The sequence below is a fragment of the Dactylosporangium sp. CA-092794 genome (assembly GCF_050948465.1).
Lineage (GTDB): Bacteria > Actinomycetota > Actinomycetes > Mycobacteriales > Micromonosporaceae > Dactylosporangium.
Window position 1 is genome coordinate 10,328,470 of the sequence record NZ_CP192044.1, and the last position, 18,476, is coordinate 10,346,945.

Consider the following 18,476-nt stretch of genomic DNA (forward strand, 5'->3'; position numbering starts at 1 on the left):
GGTAGGCGCCTGTGTGGACCCGGGAGTGGGGTTGGTTGATGCGGCCGGGGGTGTGGCGTCCGGCGGTGGAGTTGTCGGCGGCTGAGGCGCAGATCGTTCGGCGGGTGCGGCGGGCGAAGCTGTTCGTGATGTTGCGGCAGCGTCGCCATGAGTTGTTCGACGAGCAGTTCCAGGAGGAACTGGCCGGGTTGTACGGGCCGGGGGTGAAGGGGCAGCCGCCGGTACCACCCGCGCGGTTGGCTCTGGCCACGATCCTGCAGGCGTACACCGGTGTCTCGGATGACGAGGTGATCGAGGCGCTGGTGATGGACCGGCGCTGGCAGTTGGTGCTGGACTGCCTCGACGTGCAGGAACCGCCGTTCGCGAAGGGCACGTTGCAGAATTTCCGCAACCGGCTGATCGGCGCGGACCTGGACCGGCGGTTGATCGAACGGACCGTGGAACTGGCCGCTACCCCGGCGGCGGGGCGGGCGTTGCGGGCGGCGTTGGACTCCAGCCCGTTGTGGGGAGTGGGCCGGGTCGAGGACACGTTGAACTTGATGGGACACGCCCTGCGCAAGGCCCTGGGTGTGATCGCGGTCCAGCAGGGGTGGGGGCTGGCCGAAGGAACCGCCGGGGGGATCGGGGTGCTGGCCGGGCAGGCCGGTGCGCCGGTCCTGGCCGGGTCGAGTCTGAAGGCGGCCCTGGACCTGGACTGGGACGACCCGGCCGCCCGCGACCACGCCCTGGCCACGGTGCTGGGGGCGCTGGAGGCGGTGGCCGGGTTCGTGGCCGCCCAGCCACAGCCGGCACCCGCCGCGGTGGCCGCGGTCGCGGTGGCCCGGCAGGTTCGCGACCAGGACGTGGACACCGATGCCGGCACGCTGCGTCGTGGGGTGGCCAAGGACCGGCGGATCAGCGTGGAAGACCCGGACATGCGCCACGGCCGCAAATCACGCTCCAGGCTGTTCGACGGGTACAAGCGGCACGTGCTGCGCGACCTGGACACCGGTCTGATCGCCGCGGTCGGGATCACCCCGGCCAACGTGCCCGAGGCGACGGTCACCGACGCCATCACCGCCGACCTGGCCGCCGCGGACACCACCCTGGCCGAGTTGCACATCGACCGGGCCTACCTGCCCTCCACGCTGGTCCGCGACCGCGGCGACACCCTGGCGATCTTCTGCAAGGCGTGGCGAGTCCGCAACAGCAACGGCCGCTACACCAAGACCGACTTCCGGCTGGATTTCGACCGCGGGCAGCTGACCTGCCCCAACCAGGCGACCATCCCGTTCACCCCGGGCAAGACCGTCACGTTCCCGAAGGCCACCTGCGCCGCCTGCCCGCTGCGGAGCCGGTGCACCACCAGCAGCAGCGGACGCAGCATCGCCGTCCACCCCGATGAGGCACTCCTGGCCGAACTCCGCGAGCGGCAGGCCACCCCGGCCGGGCGTGCGCAACTCCGCGAACGCGTCGCTGTCGAGCACGCCCTGGCCCACATCGGCCACTGGCAAGGACACCGCGCCCGCTACCGAGGCACCCGCAAGAACCTCTTCGACCTCCGCCGCACCGCCGTGGTCCACAACCTCCACATCATCGCCCGCCAACCCGACCAGACAGCCGCCTGATCGATTACTTGGCCGACGCTCTAGCGACACATTGTCGTGAGTAGAGATCGTTCCCGGACCAGCAATGCGACGCATTGTCCGCGGACATTGGCGGTCAGTAATGTTGCCGCACCATGGAACAAGACACGTCACCGCAGGTGCGGGAACTGGCGGCGGAGCAGGCGCGGGCCATCCGGCAGGCCGTGCTGGATTCCGGTATTCCGGTCGTCGGGCTGGCCGCGGGCGGGTTGCCCGCCGGGCGGCTCGCCGGCGTCGAGCGGTCCGACGACCAGGTCACCAACGTGCGGATCCGCTACGGCGGCACCCGGGACGGCGAGCCCCTCGCCAGCGTCGAAACGTCCCGCTGGGCCGGCACCCGGGTCGACGCCGGCCCGCTGCGCCGGATGGTCGAGCACCACATGCGGCTGCACGGCGAGCGGCTCTCCGCGGTGGAGTGGACCGAGGCCGACGCGACGATCCAGGTCGACGGGCAGCCGGTCCCCGGCCGGATCGTGCGCGCCGGGGGCCAGTGGTGGGCGGCCCGGTGTGCCCGGGACGGGATCGAGATCAGCATCGTGGCCCGCGACTGGCACCCCGACGCGATAGCGGTGACCACGCTCGACGACCTGCGGGCGCTGCTCGACGCGCCGCGGCCGGAGCGGCCCGCGGCCGGGCGGGATCGGCCCGGGCCCGAGCCGCTGCCCGAGGAGTTGCGGCGCGAGCCGTATCGGGCGCTACTGGACACGGTCCTGGCGAACCGGGCCCGGCACCAGGCGTGGCTGGCCGACGGCGGGCCGGTGCCGCAACTGCCGCGGTACTGGTCGACGCTGTGGAAAGCGGCCGTCCAGCGGCACGCGGATCTCGCCGACGTGCCGCCGGAGACGGCACGGGAGGCCGTGCAGGAGGTCGTCGACCACGTGAGCGACCTCCAGCAGCACGCGGCCTGGTTCCGCGACGACGAGCGACTGCGCGACCGGGCCATCTCCGAGACGCTGCTGTTCGCGACCGGGCTCGGCCGCGAGGTGCCAAGCCGGGCCGCGCAGGAGGCCTACACCGCCGACCGGCGGGCCCGGCGCGGCCTCGCACCGGGGCCGCTCGACCACTCCGAGGCCGAGGCTCGCTGGGGCGCCACCCAGGACTGGCTCGGCGCCTGGGCGGCCTGGTCGGCGGACCGCCGCGGCTGACGGACCGCCGCCGCAGGCCGGGCGTCGATGGCCACCCGTTGGGCGCGCCGGTCACCGGCGCCGACCCTCGAGGCGGCGCGGCCGGGGCGGGAACGGTGCGGATGTCGCACCCGCCGGGCGCAGCCTCCGATCCGCGCGGCCGGGCCGGCCGTAAGTCTCCGTGATCACGATGCCCACGGTGACCGCACCACGGGTTTGCCATGATCCCGGAGACTTCCGGTACACAGGGGTACATCGCCACTCCACGATCATGAAAAACCGTTGGTATCGATGCCGGTTGCGCATGATCACGGAGACTTCCGGTCGCTGCGCCGGTTCCCGAGCGCCGGTGCCGGGCGCGGGCGGCGCACGGCCGCGGCGGGCCGCCCCCCGACCGCACGCGGCGCGGCACGGCCGCACCGGCGCCGGTCCGAGGAGGACACGCCGAGCTCATACACCACGGCTTGGGTTGCTGGCTTTGGAACTCCTCGTTGGCGTCAGCTTGCGCCGGAGGCGGTGCGGACGTGTTTGCGGGGCTGGGTGCTCTTGGCGGGGCGGCGGCGGGGCGGGTCGGTCCAGGTGAAGCGGTCCAGGTCGCGCAGCCAGGCGTTGGGGTTGCCGTCGGAGGGGGCGCGCCAGTCGCCGCGCGGGGACAGGGAGCCGCCGGCCGAGACCTTCGGGCCGTTGGGCAGGGCCGAGCGCTTGAACTGGGCGAAGCCGAAGAACCGCTTCGCGAACACCTCCAGCCAGTGGCGGATCTGCGGCAGGTCGTACGACACCCGCTTGGCCTCCGGGAAGTTGGGCGGCCACGCGCCGGCGTCGGCGTCGCGCCAGGCGTGCCAGGCCAGGAAGGCGATCTTCGAGGGGCGCATGCCGTAGCGCAGGACGTGGAACAGCGTGAAGTCCTGCAAGGCATACGGGCCGACCTTCGACTCCGAGGACTGCAGCGCGTCGCCCGGCACCAGCTCGGGGCTGATCTCCTGGTCCAGGATCGCGGAGAGGATCTTGCCGACCTCGTCGTCGAACTGGCCGCTGCCCATCACCCAGCGGATGAGGTGCTGGATGAGCGTCTTGGGGACGCCGCCGTTGACGTTGTAGTGGCTCATGTGGTCGCCCACGCCGTAGGTCGACCAGCCCAGCGCCAGCTCCGACAGGTCGCCGGTGCCCAGCACGATGCCGCCGCGGTGGTTGGCGATGCGGAACAGGTAGTCGTACCGCAGACCGGCCTGCACGTTCTCGAACGTGACGTCGTAGACGGGCTTGCCCTCGGCGAACGGGTGGCCGAGCTCGGCGAGCATCAGCCGCGCGGTCGGGGTGATGTCCAGCTCGTGCACGCTCACGCCGAGCGCGTTCATGAGGGCGTGTGCATTGTCCCGGGTACCGCTGGAAGTGGCGAATCCCGGCATGGTGTAGGCCAGGATGTCGGAGCGCGGGCGGCCGGCCCGGTCCATGGCGCGCGCCGCGACGATGAGCGCCTGCGTGGAGTCGAGGCCGCCGGAGACGCCGATCACGATCTTGGGGTTGCCGATCGCGGCGAGGCGCTGCTGCAGGCCCGCCACCTGGATGTTGTACGCCTCGTAGCAGTCCAGGGCCAGCCGCTCGACGTCGGCCGGCACGAACGGGAAGCGCTCCACGGTGCGCCGCAGCCCCAGGTCGGTGTCGGGCGCGGCGACCGTGAAGGGAATCCGGCGGAAGTCCCGGGTGCGCGCCGCGTGCGTGCGCCGGTTGTCGTCGAACGAGTTCATCCGCTGCCGCTCCTGGCGCAGCAGGTCGAGGTCGACGTCGGCCACCGAGCGCCGGTCGCCGTCGGGGAAACGCTCGGTCTCGGCGAGCAGTACCCCATTTTCGTAAATCATGGTCTGGCCGTCCCACGACAGGTCGGTCGTGGACTCGCCCAGGCCCGCGGCGGCGTAGACGTAGGCGGCCAGGCAGCGCGACGACGCCGAGCGGCACAGCAGCCGGCGGTCCTCCGCCCGGCCGACCGTGATCGGGCTGCCGGACAGGTTGGCCAGGACCGTGGCCCCCGCGAGCGCCGCCTCGGCAGAGGGCGGAACGGGCACCCACATGTCCTCGCAGACCTCGACATGCAGTACCAAATCCGGAATATCCTCGGCGGCGAAGAGCAGATCCACCCCGAACGGCACGTCGGCGCCGCCGACCCGGATCGTCCCACCGCGCTGCTCGTCGCCGGCCGTCAACTGCCGGCGCTCGTAGAACTCACGGTAGTTGGGCAGATACGACTTCGGGGCGACGCCGAGGATCCGCCCGCGGTGCACGACGACCGCGCAGTTGTAGACGCGCCCGCGGTGGCGCAGCGGCGCCCCGAGGACGATCACCGGCAGCAGGTCGGCCGATCCGGCCACGACCTGGGCGAGCGCGTCCTCGACCCCGTCGAGGACGGCGTCCTGCAGCAGCAGGTCCTCGATGCTGTACCCGCTCAGGCCCAGCTCCGGGAAGATGGCCAGGACCGCACCTTCGCGCGCGCACTCGCGCGCCTGGCGCAGCACGGCCTCGGCGTTGGCGGGCGGGTCGGCGATGGCGGTGCGCCCGGTGCAGGCTGCCACCCGGGCGAACCCGTGTGCGTAGATCGAGCGGTAGTTCACCTGCTAATCATGGCAACCCTGGGCCGCCGGTGGCTGAGACCGCCGTCACGGCCTCTGCCACCGGCCGCCACCGGGCGGTCAGCGAAGGACCGGGCCGCGCTCGATGCAGCAGGTCAGGTGGCCGAGGTACGGCTTGAATTCGTCGTTCGGGTCGACAATGGACCCGGTGGAGTCCACGGCCTTGCGCGAGATCGAGAGGCAGGCGGTGCCGGCCGGCAGCTGCACGGACAGCCGCTCCCCGGAGTCGAGCGCGAACAGCCCCTCCTTGCCGCCGAGCGGCTGGAAGGTCTTGTCGCCCTTGGAGAACCAGACCCGCAGCGCGTAGCGCGTGCCGTAGGTGTCGTTGCAGACGTTGATCCACGCCTGCCGCGGGTCCGCCGCGCCGGCTTCCACCGGCGGGATGCTGAGGCTGGTCGTGTCGGGCTGGATCTGGATCGGTCCGATCGAAGCACCCATGTCGTCGTCATCCTCCCCGCCCGCCGTGGCGGACGCACCGATCGTCGCCCACGGCTGCGTACCGTCGGCCCTGCTGTCGCCGACCACGCTGAGGTGGCCGTGGGTGAAGTGCTTGTCGCCGTTCTTGGGGTTGTACGGCCGCCAGGTCCACGGGTCGAATCCCTTGACCGCGTAGCTGGAGAACATCTGCCCGTTAGAAATGCCGTACTTCACCCGCGCGTCGTGCGAGCGGCGGATGTCGTCGAGCACCTTGTGCGCGTCGAGCCCGAGATCGGGCCGATTGGGAAAGTCGGCTGCGGTGACGATGTCGTTGCCCCAGCCGGGAAAATCGTGCGGCGTGTGGTCCGAGGTCGGATCGTGCGCCGCGTCCCCGATCAGCCCCCACTCATCGGCCCCGGTCGCGGGCGGCGCCGCCCGCGGCGCCCCGGCCTTGAGTTGTTGCTGGAGGACCAGCAGCGATCGTGCGGCTCTCCATGCCATCGCTACCTCCCGATGTAGGTACCGATGCGACCCTAGCCGCCCCGGCCCGCCGCGCCACTCGAACCGAGGTCCACCGGTCGGCTACGAATCCCTGAACGGAGGGCGGTATCGTGCCGCGCGGTTTCCGTATTGGTCCGCTTCGGAGGTACAGATGCCCGACGATTGGTCCGCCGCCCTCACCGACGCGTTCGCCATCCTGCTCGGGCGCCCGCTGGAGGAATTCGCCCCGGACGCGACGTACGCCGTCTACTACAGCTGCAGCGACCTGGCGATCGACCTGTTCAAGGCCGGCTTCGACGTCGCGCCACTGGCCCGCGGCGAGATCGTCGCCCCGCCCTTCACGGCCATCCCGATCCTCGGCACGCTGCTGGAGGGCTGGGACCTCATCGCCCCGCACTGGAGCATCGACCTGGGCCGCTCGTTCTTCCGCGCCGGCGACCCCGGCGACGGCGCCGCGATCGGCCTGCCCGAACTCGACGCCGGACTGCCGGGCAGTGACCTCGGCCACATCCTCACCGAGCGCGGCCTTTCCGCCGGCGATATCCGCGACGCCTATCCGGAGATCGATTTCCGGGTACACACGGATGGCACGCTGTTCGACGCGATGCGGACGATCACCGGGACGATGCTCGGCCCGGATCGCCTGTTTCCGCTCTCCCCCGACTGGGGCGTCGAGCCGAGCTGGGAGGAGCGCCTCGCCGCCGTCGCCCACCCCGAGCTCAAGGCCCACCTCCGCCACCTCTGCCGCACGGAGGACAGCGCCCGCAGCGACGGCGCGCTGTACCTCGGCAGCACCGATCCCGGCTTCGAGCCGCCCCGCCCGGTGATCGCGGCCTGGCAGTTCGGCGAGGCCCAATCCTGGTCAGCGGTGGTTCAACTGCCGTAGCCCTTGATGCCGTCGTAGGCGGCCGCGATGAGCGCCAATCCCCGATTGTCGGCCGCGGGTTCGCGCATCTGATTCGTCACGTGCGCCACCGCCATCCGGCGATTCGCCCTGATTGTCACCCGCTTTGCCACCCCATCGGCCGGCCCGGTCACGATCATCGGGATCTCCGCCCGCCGGGACGTCCGCGGTCCAGCATCGTGGCTGCCCGGCGCGTCGCAGCCGGCCGGCCCTACACTCGCCAAGTGGATTCGACCGATGCACTGGTGGAACGCAGCGGCAGCCTGAAACGCCAGCTCCTGGACTTCGCCCGGAAGCCGCGCTTTGACAAGCAGTTCCGTCAGGAGGTCCGCAAGCGGTTCGGCAAGCTCGTCGTCATTGAGGATGAGGAGAAGCTGTACGCCTTCTACGACTGGTTCATCCAGGAATTCCGGCTGCACGACGGACGCACCCTCATCGACTGCTACCTGGAGACCCAGCGGAACCTGTCTGATGCCGAGCGCGCCTTTCTGCTCGGCTGGCGCAGGGTACGCCACGGAGCGTTCGAGGTGATCGGACGCGATGGCCATACACTGCTCGCCGAGAACCTGATCGACGAGATGCCGTACCGGATCCGGGCCAACGTCGGGCCCCGGGTGTTCGACCAGATGCCGACCGGGTCGTTCATCTCTGCACGGGTGGTGCCGGTCAACGACGAGTGGCTCATCAGCGGTCCGGTGCAGACATTTCCCGCCACCGCCCGCGCCGAGATCCTCCACGCCGCCGCACAGGTCGCCGCGTCCTGCCCGGAGCTGGTCTTCCACAACCCGGACAAGGTCACGGCCGGCTGGCAGCAGCAACGCGACCAGCGGGCCGCGTTCGTGCGGCACTTCGGCACGGATGAGATCACCGTGTCCGTCGACGAAATGCCGACGGTCATGGCTGGTTTCTGGCAGTCGTATACCGACGGCGCCAGCACGGGCCCTGACATGGACACCGATTGGCTGCACTTCTCCGCCGAGACGGTCGGTATCATCTTCGACGAGTCCGCGGGCATGGGCATGTACGCCGACTACGCGCTCGCCCAGGAAGCGTTCGACAATCCCGGCCTCATGCGCAGGCGGCGCTACAAGGAAACGATCAAGTCCTACCTCGACGACGACAGCGTCGACCCGACCCCGCTCCAACGGCTCGCCGCCCGCCACCCCGACACCGTGAACCAGGTCTTCCGGGCAGCCCTCGGCAAACCCGCATTCCGCTGGGAGACCGACGGCGAGCGGCTGCTCCGCGAGCACAAGAGCTCGTGGTACGCACGCCCGCCGTTTCCTCGGGTTACCGTGCTCAGCGACCGCCTCGCCGCCGCGCTCCACCGAAAAGATTGACCAGAGCCGTTTGCGTTGTTCGGCTGGGACCTGACGGCTCCGCGAGCCCGTCACGCCCGGTTCCTGCGCCCGAGGAGCGCCACGGCAAAGTTGACGGACCCGGCGATGACGAAGAACAGGCCCAGGTAGCCGAACTTCGAGCGATCCTCGTCGGGCAGGTCCCGCGCATCGATCTTCAGGCGTTGCCCCTCGATGTCAATGTGGATGGGCCTGCCCCGGTACATCGTCACCCGCACCGGACTGCCCGCCAATTCGGGATAGTCGTGTTTGAACGGCACGGTATCCATAATCAAGTGATGTCCGCCGACGTCCACCTGCGTCTGGCTTATGGTGAGACTGATGAGCGTGCCGTCGAGCTCGATCCGGCACTTCTCCGGCGTGAACACCTGGCTCTGCGCACATTGGGGGGCGGTGCTCATCCGGCGGTCTTCGACGCCACTGCGCCACGCCGCCAACAGAAAGATCCCGCCGGCGAGCCAGGCCAGTGCCATCACCGCGAACAAGCCGCGAATCGAAAGAGGCTTCTTCCGAGCTCTCATCAACCCATCATCAGTCATCGACACAACGCTTCCGCCGCCCGACGGTGTCGAGACAGGACGGAAGGGCCACCGCCCGCGCGGCATCTCACACCCCCTGCAGCGCCGAGGCTATGCACCGGACGTTCGGCTTGTCCGCGGGGGCGACTACGGCCCGTAGACCCCTGAACAGACCAAGGGCCAAATCCATGACCGCCGAAGATCGCCGCAGTCAGAGTCGGCGGATCACGAGTCCCGGCTTGATGTCTGCGGCGGCAGAGAGGTGTGCGATGTCTTCTGGATCGCTGGTGAAGACGATCGCGCCGTGGGCCAGCGCGATCGTGACCACGACGGCATCGACGAGGTCACTGGCGCCGGCCTTGCCGCACAGGATGCCGGCCGCCTTCGCGAGTTCGAGTCCGACCGGCACGATCTCGCAGCTGTGCAGGAATTTGCCGAGCTGGACCTGACGGCGGGGATCGCGCCACGCCTGTCCCACCACGACGGCGGGGATGAGCAGCCGTCGCCCCTCTTCGATCGCCAGGTGATGGATTGCCCACATCCGCCGGTTGTTGTCGTCGATCGCGATCAGCGCACCGGCGTCGTAGACATACGGAATGCTCACGTGGCCGCCGACCCGTATCCGCTGAACGACTCGGCATCGGCCGTAGCCATCTCCGCCCTGGCCGCGGCGAGCTCTTCGGCCGTGAACGCCCCGTGCTCGTCCTGCCAGTCGCTGACCAGCCGGCGCCCCGCCCGCCGCCGCAACTCCCACTCCGCCGCATTGGCCACGAGCCGCGACAGCGCGACGCCGTCCTCGCGGGCCGCCGTCCCAAGTGCCTCCACGAGCTCCTCAGGGAGGGTAACCGTCACCTTCTTCGTCGCCATACAATTACCATACCATGGTATGGCCAGCGCATGAGACCGATGGCCCCGCACCAGTAATAGCCACAACACCAACCAGATTCGAGCAAGGTTGACCCATGGGTGAGCGCCTGCAACCCGTGACGCAAGCATGCCACCCGCAGAGGGACGCCGTGGTTGGCGCGACTTTGTGACCGCTTAGCCGTCCGCTGCGGCCCTGTCCTCCCCCCTCGGAGATGACTGGAGCAGGGGGCGAGGCCGCTAGCCTTCTGCTGCTAACGCAATACCGGCCCTCAATTCGGCACACCACAGCACACTGGGGCAGCAATGCGGGTTGTATAGCCAATAGCCAACTCCGGCGGGCCGCAATAGCGACAGCCGAAGCGCCGGAGCTTTGGTCCGGATTATCCGGAAACCGCTGACAATACGGCGAATCCTGCAATCCCATTCGTCACGGATCTAATATTGCCGCTGAACGATCACTTGACCTACGCTCTGCGGGCATTTGACTTCAGCGAACGGGGGTTCATCGTGGTCATGTCCAATTTCGGGCGAAATATCCGCGCGAACATCGTCCTTGTATTCACGGTCCTGGCCAGCCTGCTGGTGGTGGCCGTTTCGGCGCCAGCTTCGGCGTCGGCGGCACCGCGGTGCGTCTCCGAGCAGCCCGATGCCCGGGCCGCGGCGAAGTCCTGCGGGGGCCGAGCCGAGGCGCTGGCCGGACGCGGCGTCGGCACCAGGGCGCTACCCGCGCCGGTGGTGACCTCGACGGCCTCGGGATCGGCGCCCGTGTACACCGGCTGCGATCCGGGCAACATCGGCGCCTGCACCGCGCAAGGAGGCCCGGGCGTGGCGGGTGGCTTCAAGTTCAGCGAGCCCGCCGGGCCCGCGGGGCGGCACGTCGTCAAGTATGTCTACGGCTGGGACGCGCCGTCGGCCAGCGTGACCGTGCCGGCGGGGGCCGCCACGCCGACCATCATGCTGACCCCGCCGCACTACGGCATCAACAAGCTGACCGTTTACAGTGTCGACCGCACCGGGCGCTCCAGCCCGACCACCGTCTACAACATCCTGGTCGGTGCTCCGTCGGCGCAGCTGGCGCACTGGCCGCTGGACAGCATCAACAGCCATGGCTTCACCGACCAGGTTTCCGGATCGCCGCTGACCACGTCCGGCGTGACCTGGACGGCCGACGCGCGGTACATCGGTGCCCAGGCGGCGACGTTCACCGGCTCCGGTGAGGCCAGCCAGCCGGTACCCGCCCTGGACACCTCCGGGTCGTTCAGCATCGCGGTGTGGGTGCGGATGGCACCGGCCTGGTGCACGAGCGGCAACTACACCGTCATGTCGATGGACGCGAGCGATGTGGCCGCCAGCAACCACGTCAGCGCGTTCACGCTCAACCTCGACTGCCAGCACATGCTGTGGGGATTCCAGGTAGCCGACCGGAATATCCCGACGCCGGCCTACTTCGGTGTGTCGACGGCCAGCGGTACCGCCGTGCCGGGCCGATGGACGCTCCTGGTTGGCGCGTACGACGAGGCGCAGAACCAGATCAGCATGTGGATGGATGGTTCTCTGGTCGGCACCACCACCCCTTCGGCGGCGTGGGTGTCGTCGCACGGTGCTGGCTGGCGCGCGACGGGGCCCGTCGTCCTGGGCCGCAACCGCTGGAACGACGGCGACGGTGGCCGCTTCCACGGTGAGATCGCGGACGCCCGCGTCTGGAACCGGGTCCTGGTCAGCGACGACATCAACGGCACCGACGCCAACCCGGCCGCCGGCGTCCCGGCCCAAGCCGGCCTCACCCGGCCGCTGGAGGTCGGCTCGTGGCGGTTCCCCGACGGCGAGTGCTACTGCGACAACACCCCGGACGGCTCCGTGTTCAGCCGCAGGGCGACGCTGGTGCCGAACTGGACCCTCGACCCCGCCTGGAGCGGCGACCCGCTCACGACTCCGGCGTGGTTCACCGACGACTCCCACGACGGCAACGGCGGCGTCCAGCTCGACGGCGTCTCCGGCTACGTCTCCACCCGGGACGACAAGGGCACGTGGGACACGGCCGACGACGTCGAGCGGCCCGTCCTTCGCACCGACCAGTCGGTGACGGTCACCGCCTGGGCCAAGCTCGACACGATCACCAATGTCGACCAGATCGTGGTCAACCAGGGCCCGTTCCACCTGTACTTCCGCGGCTCGGATCACAAGTGGGGCGTCACCGTTCGCCAGCCCAACGGCTCCGGCGGATACGTCAACATCGAGGCGACCTCCAACGTCGTCGCCACGACCGGGCAATGGGTACACCTCACGGGCGTGTTCGACGCGGCGATGGGCGACGTGCGGCTCTACGTCAACGGCGTGCGACAGAACACGATCGGCCACGGCGCGGTCGGCAACGAGTCGACAACCAGCCTCATGATCGGCAACCAGCCGGACCCCCATCCCCTCGGCGGTGCCATCGATGACGTCCACGTGTACCAGGGCGTCCTCAACGACCGAGAAATCGCGGACACCTACTCCGGCACGTGACCGTTCCAGCACATCCAGCGCGGGCCCGCCACCGGTGGCGGGCCCGCGCGCTGGGCGCTCCCCCTCCCGGCCGGTCCACGATCGGCCGCCGCCCGCCTCGCCGGGCACCTCGTCCACATCATCAGCGACGGTGCCCTCGTCAAGACCGCGTCCGGCCCGGCGATCACCGCATCCGTAACGCCGGCCTTCGGTCTGTCAATCGCGTGCCTGGAATGGGGACTTCGAGCGAGGCATCCCTCACCGGATCGCCCCGGTCTTCCTCCGAACAAGTGTCAACGTGTGGCGGCGGTGCGGGCCTTGGTAGCTGTGCCGAGCGCGGGGCGTTCCGGTCTGAACGCCATCGCGAAGCCGTCGGCGTTCAACCCCTTCGCAGGGGTTCAAGGAGTCGTCGGCTGGTCGATCCGGACCATCGCGATGCCAGGGCGCACCTTGGCGATCGCGTCGAAGTCGGCGTCGACGTGCGCGATGGTCAGGCCGTGTGACTCGGCCGTCAGCGCGATCACGAGGTCCATCGGCGACGCCCCGCGGTGATGGCCGATCTTGATCAAGTCCCGCTGGACTGCGAGTACCTGCCGCCACGGGTCATCCAGCGCAGGTACCCAGCCGAACGTGCGGCGCAGCACCGCGGCGAACGGCTCGAAGTCACGATCCGCCCGAACGCCGACCATGAGCTCGGCCTCGACCGGCGGGCAAATCGCGACGACACCCTGAGCGACCAGCCGGGGCCACGGCTCACCGATCTGCCCGCGCAGCAGCCGCCACACCGCAGAGGTGTCGGCCAGATAGGCGGTCACCGGCCCGAGCGCTCGTACTCTTCCAGTGCCTCGAAGTCCAGATAGTCCCCGGCATTTTCCTGCAACCAGGCCAGCCCCCGGGCCCGGTCTTCACCGTTGGTGCCGGCCGCGATCACCAACGCCTGATTGATCGTGTCCCGTTTGGTTTTGGTTCCCAGTTGCCGCTGCGCCAATGCGAGGCTCGCTTCGTCAAGGTCAACCACGGTTCGGCTCATTCGGCACCTCCACAGCGATATACGGTCCGGTACACGTATATCAGTCTAGGCACATCGGGCCTGCGGGGCCACTGTCAAGCGAGGCCGGCTTCCGGCCGCTCCGCAGCTCGGCGGCCAAGTGCGGACCAGCCCGAGCCTTGCTCACTCCGAGGTCGCTGCGATCCTCGGATGCGACGGAGGTCCTCAGCGCGGATCTCAGCCCGCTCGGCCTCGGCGGTGGTCAGCCACGGCTGTCGAGTCATCGCTTCGGCTTTGAGGTCGCACTGGCGGACGGTCATGACATCCCCTCGTTCTTGCGCCCGATAAGAGCTGCTCATGACGCCGCTCGCCGAGCGATTGCTGGAGGTATACCAGGCCACCGACTGTCTCGTCCTCGAACGGCCTCGATCGCGAACCGCATTGGCGGCCCGGCACTCAGTCAGTCTTCTTGGGATGGCCGGTGCCGGCGTGCTTGATCCAGCAGGTGCGGGTCTCCTGGTCGACCAGATACCAGATTCGGCCTCCGGCCGTGACTTCGTACTGCCACTGCGGCAGCGCCTTTCCGCTGTACACGTCAGTGGACAAGGTACCCTTGAGCGGATGCTGCCGGCCGGTAGGTGCGGCGGGGCAGGGATCGGCTTCGATCGCGTCGAATGCCGCACGAGTATTCGTAGCAGCTTGTCGGCACAGTTCTTCCCAGCCCTTGGCCGCGTCGTTGGACGCGAAGCGCAGGACGTAGCCGCTGGGGCGAGGTGGTGGTGCCGCTCGATCGCCTCGTTTGGCGCTCACTGGTCGATCGGCCGCGGCACCGGCCCGAAGTCGCCGAGTGGTCGGCTTGTCAGAGCCCGATGTAGGTCGGGGTCGGCGTGGATTTCGGCAGTGTGCCGCCACTCGATCAGCAGTTGTGACACTGGCGCGGTGTTGCCGATCGCTGCGGCAGCTTCTGTAGTGGCCACAAACTCGTCCACCATGGCGTCGATGTCCGCCGCGGGCAGAAACCGAACCCAGGGCAGAGCGGTCGGCAGAACCTCACGCAAGAGACCCGCGTCGCGGCGGGCGACGCCGGCAAGCAGGCGTGCGGTGACGTCGATGACCTCGGCCTCGGCCTCGGCCCGGTCGGCGGACATCAGGACCAGGTCGGCGGCGTCGCGCCGGCGCAGACGCAAAGCTCGGGCGCGGGTCAGCCGGTCGGTCGTCTCGACCGGCTGACGCAGCAGCTCAGAGAAAGGTACAGACTCCAAAGGAGCAGCGCTCATACTTCAACACTACTTCGGAAGTCTGGGGTCGCGCCAGCCCGCGCTTCGGCGTAGGCGCGCAACGTGTCCAGGCTGTCAACCTGTCCATGCTCGATCTGGGAGATACGGGCCCGGCTGAACTCGAGCATCGCGGCGACCTCGGCCTGAGTGAGGCCAGCGGACTTGCGCATCTCTGCAAGTCCATGCCCTCGGATGCGGCCGAGGTTCTCGGCTCGGATATCTGCCCGTCCAGCCTCGGCCTCGTCGCTGGCCAGCCACGGCTGCCGTGCCATCGCCTCCGCCCTGATGTCGCTCCACCGGCGAGCGGTCATGATTCCTCCTCGTCCGTGCGTTCGACCCAGCCGACCCGGCGACACGAAGTCCTTGGCAGGTCCGCGGCGGGTCCACCTGAGCCACGTCGGCAGGCTCCAGCCAGCACGCGACGATCCTCAGTGATATCGTGATATCATCAGCCCTGGAGGTGCCGTATGCCAAATATTCTCATCCGCGACCTCAGCCAGGAGGCCGTCGACCGCATCGACGCTGCGGCAGGAAAACTCGGCCTCTCCCGGAACGAGTACCTGCGCCGCAGATTCGAGGAGGGCACGGCCCCGACCGGTGAGCGGACAGTCACCGCCGATGATTGGCAACGGTCAGCAGAGGTGTTCGCCGATCTGGCCGACCCTGAAGTGATGGACGCCGCATGGCGGTGACATCCTGGCTCATCGACAAGTCCGCCTACGTGCGGTTGCAACTCGGCCAGGCGGCGGACCGCGACGAGTGGAGCGCGCGCATCAGCCGGGGGCTGGTCCGGCTCTCGACGATCACCCGGCTTGAGCTTGGCTATTCGGCTCGGTCCGGAGAGGCAGGACGGGGGCAGTTCGCATTACCCCCGCTGGCACTGATGCCGATCGAGCATCTGACGCCGGCCATCGAGGACCGCGCCTTCGAGGTCCAGATGCTCCTAGCCGACCGCGGCCAACACCGCGCCCCATCCATCCCCGACCTACTGATCGCGGCCACCGCCGAGAAGGCGGACCTGACGGTCCTCGCCGTCGACAAGGACTTCGACCTGATCGCCGCCATCACGAACCAGCCCGTCGAAACCCTCGCAGGCTAACCCGCGCAGGCGACGGTGGCCGATCACCGGCCACCTCAAGGCCGCAAGTCACAGGCTCGCGAAGCGCAGCGACCGCACCCCGGCGACCGCCGACACCAGCCACCTCAAGGACCGCAAGTCACAGGCTCGCGAAGCGCAGCGACCGCACCCCGGCGACCGCCGACACCAGCCACCTCAAGGACCGCAAGTAACGGGCTTGCGAAGCGCAGCGACCGCACATGGGGGTGTGGGTGGCGAAGCCCCCACTGGGGAGCGGCGAAGCCGCGCGAGGAATCCACCACCGAGACGCCGAAAAGGGGCGAAGCCCCTTGAGCAGGCTCCACCCCTCGGTGGTGGGCGATACTGGGTTTGAACCAGTGACCTCTTCCGTGTCAAAGATCTCTGCGCAGGGTCTGAGCAGGATCAACCTGCAGCGCTAGCTGCCCGAACGGTCCTGCTGCGTCCGTGATCGTCCGCCACCGTGTGCACTGGTCAGCACTCAGTTCGACACTCGGCCGTAAGGCGTCGGCCTTCTAACGGCATCGAAGCCGGAGCGGTCGGCTATCGGAACTGGTGAAAGTCGACTTCCAGGGGAAGCTGGGTCCAGAGGCCGTCGTCGCCCACAAGCGGCAGCTGAAGCCGCTCCGCCACGGCGATGCACAACGCGTCGCCGAGCGACAACTGCGCATTGGCCTGCCGGTCCGCGAACAGGAGCAACTCGGCGGCCCGCGGCGCATCCACATCCATGAACGGCTCAACCACAGCACACGATGCCTCCAGTCTGGAGTACAGCTGGTCGCTGGTCATTCGATGGCCGTGCTTCCGTGCTGTTCGAATCGACTCGGTCACGTTCGGCGCCGGCAGCACGGCAAACTGCAGGAGCCGGCCAACCGTCGCCGCCCCCCGTTCGTTCAGCAACCAGGCCACGATTGCCGACGCGTCCATGACGACTCGCCGATCCGACATGTCAGGCTCCGAACTGTGCCAGCAAAGCGGACCCGATCCGGTCTGACTGCTCCTCGCCGATCGCCGCAGTGCCGGTCTCCGTGCGCCGCCGTTTCGCCGCGACCGCGGCGTTGTCCGCATCCCGCTCGGCCCGCACGTCCGCGGCTGCCCCGTTTACCGGGGCCAAGGACCACACCTCGTCCTGGATCGCGGTCCTCGTGGTCAGCACGATCCGGCCTGGGCCAGCAACGATCACGACCATCTCGTCGCCCTTGCCGATTCCCGCCTGATCACGTGCCGAAGCCGGTAGCCTCAGCAGACCTCGCTCACCCAAAGTCGTCGTAGCCACAGTCACCGTTGCCTCCCAACACGAACTTCTGAGCGGATACCATTGTATCATGATCGGTTACCATCGTTCGAGTCTGGTAACCAAGCAACGCTACCCCGCCACCGGGCAGGGTGCTCCCTTCAGCCGGGCTGAACGCCTGCCCCGCACGACTGCGGCGAACGTCCGTCGCGGCCTCCGCTCGGTCGCACGACGCTCCGGCATCGATTGCGGAGAACCGGACACTCCGCGAGCTACGGCACAGCTTCGTGTCGCTGCTCTCGGCGAAGGGGATGAGTATAGAGGCGATCGCCGACCTGACGGGCCGCGCCGGCGCGCGCGTCGCGGAGGCCGTCTACCGGCACCAACTCCGGCCCGTCCTGCTCGGCGGCGCGGTCGCCATGGACCAGATCTTCGAGGAGCCCGAAGACACTCAGGCAGCGTAGGCACTCAGCGCATGCAAGAAAGCCTGTCGATCATCTCGACAGGCCCTCTGAGCTGCGTGGGCGATACTGGGTTTGAACCAGTGACCTCTTCCGTGTCAAGGAAGCGCGCTCCCACTGCGCCAATCGCCCTCTGAGCTGCCCCACCTGTGGTGTGGCTTCTCGAGGTGGGAACGGGATTTGAACCCGTGTACACGGCTTTGCAGGCCGTTGCCTCGCCTCTCGGCCACCCCACCGTGGTGACTTCCCGAGCGGACGACGGGATTCGAACCCGCGACCCTCACCTTGGCAAGGTGATGCGCTACCAGCTGCGCTACGTCCGCACCGCCATCCACTACCTGGCGACGGATGCAAACTTTAGCCGACCGTCATCCCCCATGCCAAACCGGTATCCCGATTCGGCGCGTCCGAGGGGTCTACCTGGGGCTTCGCGCGGGTGCAGCGGCCGGGCCGGCACCGGCTCGCAACCCTGTGTGTGGCTGGCTGAGCTTGGTGGCCGGTGCGCCGTGAGCAGGACGAGTCCAGAAGTGGACCTCGCCGGCGAAGGCCAGGCGCAGCTCGGCCGGGGGCGACGATAGGGCAACGGCGGTCGCGAAAGAAACTCGAGCCGACCGGAGCGGCGGGCGAGGGGCTGGCGCGGCGCGTGAGTGGATGGTGGACCCGGCCGAGAGCCGCGGTGCGCAATGCGCTAGAGTGTTTTCTCAGTGCGGACGTAGCGCAGCTGGTAGCGCATCACCTTGCCAAGGTGAGGGTCGCGGGTTCGAATCCCGTCGTCCGCTCTCGCACTGAGGGAATTGGCCGTTTCGGTCGTGATGCGAGCACCCACATGGGGTTTGACGCGCCTATCACGTCGCCATTGGCCGAGCGGACCTGCACTCGCGCATAGTGGCCCGGCGGCACGGTGAGTGTTTTCGCTTTCGTGGTTTCCGTTTGGGGTACCGTCGCCGCCTCGTCGGCCGGGCCTAGCACCACTTCCGCAGTTGCCCCGGATGGTAGCCCGG

General features: G+C 68.9%; 20 protein-coding genes, 4 tRNA genes and 1 pseudogene. 9 read left to right on the top strand and 16 right to left on the bottom strand.

What is annotated here, in order from left to right:
- The first annotated feature begins 38 nt into the window (after positions 1-38).
- Together ACQPXD_RS44390 and ACQPXD_RS44395 are read left to right on the top strand one after the other, a co-directional pair.
- Positions 39-1,607 (top strand): IS1182 family transposase, encoded by a 1,569-nt coding sequence (locus tag ACQPXD_RS44390; protein WP_432824780.1) that lies wholly within the window; start codon positions 39-41, stop codon positions 1,605-1,607.
- 113 nt (positions 1,608-1,720) lie between these two features.
- Positions 1,721-2,770 carry a hypothetical protein gene (locus ACQPXD_RS44395; protein WP_432829137.1) on the top strand — a complete coding sequence of 350 codons (1,050 nt, stop codon included), beginning with the start codon at positions 1,721-1,723 and terminating at the stop codon, positions 2,768-2,770.
- A gap of 476 nt (positions 2,771-3,246) precedes the next feature.
- Here the strand turns inward: ACQPXD_RS44395 and ACQPXD_RS44400 are convergent, their stop codons facing one another.
- The gene (locus tag ACQPXD_RS44400) at positions 3,247-5,352 is read right to left on the bottom strand and encodes an NAD(+) synthase (RefSeq protein WP_432829139.1); all 2,106 of its coding nucleotides are present in this window, start codon (positions 5,350-5,352) and stop codon (positions 3,247-3,249) included.
- Positions 5,353-5,430: 78 nt separating this feature from the next.
- Complete coding sequence (locus tag ACQPXD_RS44405) at positions 5,431-6,288, bottom strand: hypothetical protein (RefSeq protein ID WP_432829141.1); 858 nt, start codon at positions 6,286-6,288, stop codon at positions 5,431-5,433.
- Between the two features lie 151 nt (positions 6,289-6,439).
- Here ACQPXD_RS44405 and ACQPXD_RS44410 point away from each other — a divergent pair, with 151 nt between their 5' ends.
- Positions 6,440-7,174, top strand: a complete 735-nt coding sequence (locus ACQPXD_RS44410; protein ID WP_432829143.1) for a hypothetical protein — start codon at positions 6,440-6,442, stop codon at positions 7,172-7,174.
- Here ACQPXD_RS44410 and ACQPXD_RS44415 read toward each other — a convergent pair.
- Positions 7,162-7,332 (bottom strand): hypothetical protein, encoded by a 171-nt coding sequence (locus tag ACQPXD_RS44415; RefSeq protein ID WP_432829145.1) that lies wholly within the window; start codon positions 7,330-7,332, stop codon positions 7,162-7,164. The genes ACQPXD_RS44410 and ACQPXD_RS44415 overlap by 13 nt on opposite strands.
- 84 nt (positions 7,333-7,416) lie before the next feature.
- Between ACQPXD_RS44415 and ACQPXD_RS44420 the strand changes: the two genes are divergently transcribed.
- Positions 7,417-8,532: a hypothetical protein gene (locus tag ACQPXD_RS44420; RefSeq protein ID WP_432829147.1), complete on the top strand. Its 1,116-nt coding sequence runs from the start codon at positions 7,417-7,419 to the stop codon at positions 8,530-8,532.
- Positions 8,533-8,582: 50 nt separating this feature from the next.
- Here ACQPXD_RS44420 and ACQPXD_RS44425 read toward each other — a convergent pair whose 3' ends face one another.
- The 3 genes from ACQPXD_RS44425 to ACQPXD_RS44435 form a co-directional block, all read right to left on the bottom strand.
- Positions 8,583-9,089, bottom strand: a complete 507-nt coding sequence (locus ACQPXD_RS44425) for a hypothetical protein (RefSeq protein WP_432829149.1) — start codon at positions 9,087-9,089, stop codon at positions 8,583-8,585.
- A gap of 190 nt (positions 9,090-9,279) precedes the next feature.
- Entirely contained in the window at positions 9,280-9,672 is a 393-nt protein-coding gene (locus tag ACQPXD_RS44430; RefSeq protein ID WP_432829151.1) for a PIN domain-containing protein, read from the bottom strand.
- Entirely contained in the window at positions 9,669-9,935 is a 267-nt protein-coding gene (locus ACQPXD_RS44435; RefSeq protein WP_432829153.1) for a ribbon-helix-helix domain-containing protein, read from the bottom strand. The genes ACQPXD_RS44430 and ACQPXD_RS44435 overlap by 4 nt, the downstream gene beginning before the upstream one ends.
- 513 nt (positions 9,936-10,448) lie before the next feature.
- Here ACQPXD_RS44435 and ACQPXD_RS44440 point away from each other — a divergent pair.
- Positions 10,449-12,440, top strand: a complete 1,992-nt coding sequence (locus tag ACQPXD_RS44440) for a LamG-like jellyroll fold domain-containing protein (protein WP_432829155.1) — start codon at positions 10,449-10,451, stop codon at positions 12,438-12,440.
- A 377-nt stretch (positions 12,441-12,817) separates the two neighbouring features.
- On the opposite strand, the gene ACQPXD_RS44445 is transcribed toward ACQPXD_RS44440, so the two are convergent.
- From ACQPXD_RS44445 to ACQPXD_RS44465, 5 genes are all read right to left on the bottom strand, one after another.
- Positions 12,818-13,234, bottom strand: coding sequence for a PIN domain nuclease (locus ACQPXD_RS44445; RefSeq protein WP_432829157.1), 417 nt, complete (start codon positions 13,232-13,234; stop codon positions 12,818-12,820).
- Entirely contained in the window at positions 13,231-13,449 is a 219-nt protein-coding gene (locus tag ACQPXD_RS44450; RefSeq protein WP_432829159.1) for a hypothetical protein, read from the bottom strand. The genes ACQPXD_RS44445 and ACQPXD_RS44450 overlap by 4 nt, the downstream gene beginning before the upstream one ends.
- A gap of 414 nt (positions 13,450-13,863) precedes the next feature.
- Positions 13,864-14,217, bottom strand: coding sequence for a hypothetical protein (locus tag ACQPXD_RS44455; protein ID WP_432829161.1), 354 nt, complete (start codon positions 14,215-14,217; stop codon positions 13,864-13,866).
- Complete coding sequence (locus ACQPXD_RS44460; protein WP_432829163.1) at positions 14,214-14,684, bottom strand: hypothetical protein; 471 nt, start codon at positions 14,682-14,684, stop codon at positions 14,214-14,216. Before ACQPXD_RS44460 ends, ACQPXD_RS44455 begins: the two co-directional genes overlap by 4 nt.
- Positions 14,681-14,995 (bottom strand): helix-turn-helix domain-containing protein, encoded by a 315-nt coding sequence (locus ACQPXD_RS44465; RefSeq protein WP_432829165.1) that lies wholly within the window; start codon positions 14,993-14,995, stop codon positions 14,681-14,683. Before ACQPXD_RS44465 ends, ACQPXD_RS44460 begins: the two co-directional genes overlap by 4 nt.
- A gap of 156 nt (positions 14,996-15,151) precedes the next feature.
- Here ACQPXD_RS44465 and vapB point away from each other — a divergent pair, with 156 nt between their 5' ends.
- Positions 15,152-15,376 carry a type II toxin-antitoxin system VapB family antitoxin gene (gene vapB / locus ACQPXD_RS44470; RefSeq protein WP_432829167.1) on the top strand — a complete coding sequence of 75 codons (225 nt, stop codon included), beginning with the start codon at positions 15,152-15,154 and terminating at the stop codon, positions 15,374-15,376.
- Complete coding sequence (locus tag ACQPXD_RS44475) at positions 15,367-15,783, top strand: PIN domain nuclease (protein WP_432829169.1); 417 nt, start codon at positions 15,367-15,369, stop codon at positions 15,781-15,783. The genes vapB and ACQPXD_RS44475 overlap by 10 nt, the downstream gene beginning before the upstream one ends.
- 540 nt (positions 15,784-16,323) lie before the next feature.
- Here the strand turns inward: ACQPXD_RS44475 and ACQPXD_RS44480 are convergent.
- Positions 16,324-16,707 (bottom strand): PIN domain-containing protein, encoded by a 384-nt coding sequence (locus tag ACQPXD_RS44480; protein ID WP_432829171.1) that lies wholly within the window; start codon positions 16,705-16,707, stop codon positions 16,324-16,326.
- A gap of 22 nt (positions 16,708-16,729) precedes the next feature.
- Positions 16,730-17,062: an AbrB/MazE/SpoVT family DNA-binding domain-containing protein gene (locus tag ACQPXD_RS44485; RefSeq protein WP_432829173.1), complete on the bottom strand. Its 333-nt coding sequence runs from the start codon at positions 17,060-17,062 to the stop codon at positions 16,730-16,732.
- Positions 17,063-17,213: 151 nt separating this feature from the next.
- Here ACQPXD_RS44485 and ACQPXD_RS44490 point away from each other — a divergent pair.
- Positions 17,214-17,478, top strand: a pseudogene (locus ACQPXD_RS44490) (site-specific integrase); the annotation flags it as partial.
- 57 nt (positions 17,479-17,535) lie between these two features.
- Here ACQPXD_RS44490 and ACQPXD_RS44495 read toward each other — a convergent pair.
- The 3 genes from ACQPXD_RS44495 to ACQPXD_RS44505 all read right to left on the bottom strand — a co-directional run bounded on the left by ACQPXD_RS44495 (position 17,536) and on the right by ACQPXD_RS44505 (position 17,798).
- Positions 17,536-17,607: transfer RNA gene (locus ACQPXD_RS44495), tRNA-Val, on the bottom strand.
- Between the two features lie 33 nt (positions 17,608-17,640).
- A tRNA-Cys gene (locus tag ACQPXD_RS44500) sits at positions 17,641-17,711 on the bottom strand.
- 14 nt (positions 17,712-17,725) lie between these two features.
- A tRNA-Gly gene (locus tag ACQPXD_RS44505) sits at positions 17,726-17,798 on the bottom strand.
- A 383-nt stretch (positions 17,799-18,181) separates the two neighbouring features.
- Here ACQPXD_RS44505 and ACQPXD_RS44510 point away from each other — a divergent pair.
- Positions 18,182-18,254, top strand: a tRNA-Gly gene (locus ACQPXD_RS44510).
- The last annotated feature ends 222 nt before the right edge of the window (positions 18,255-18,476 follow it).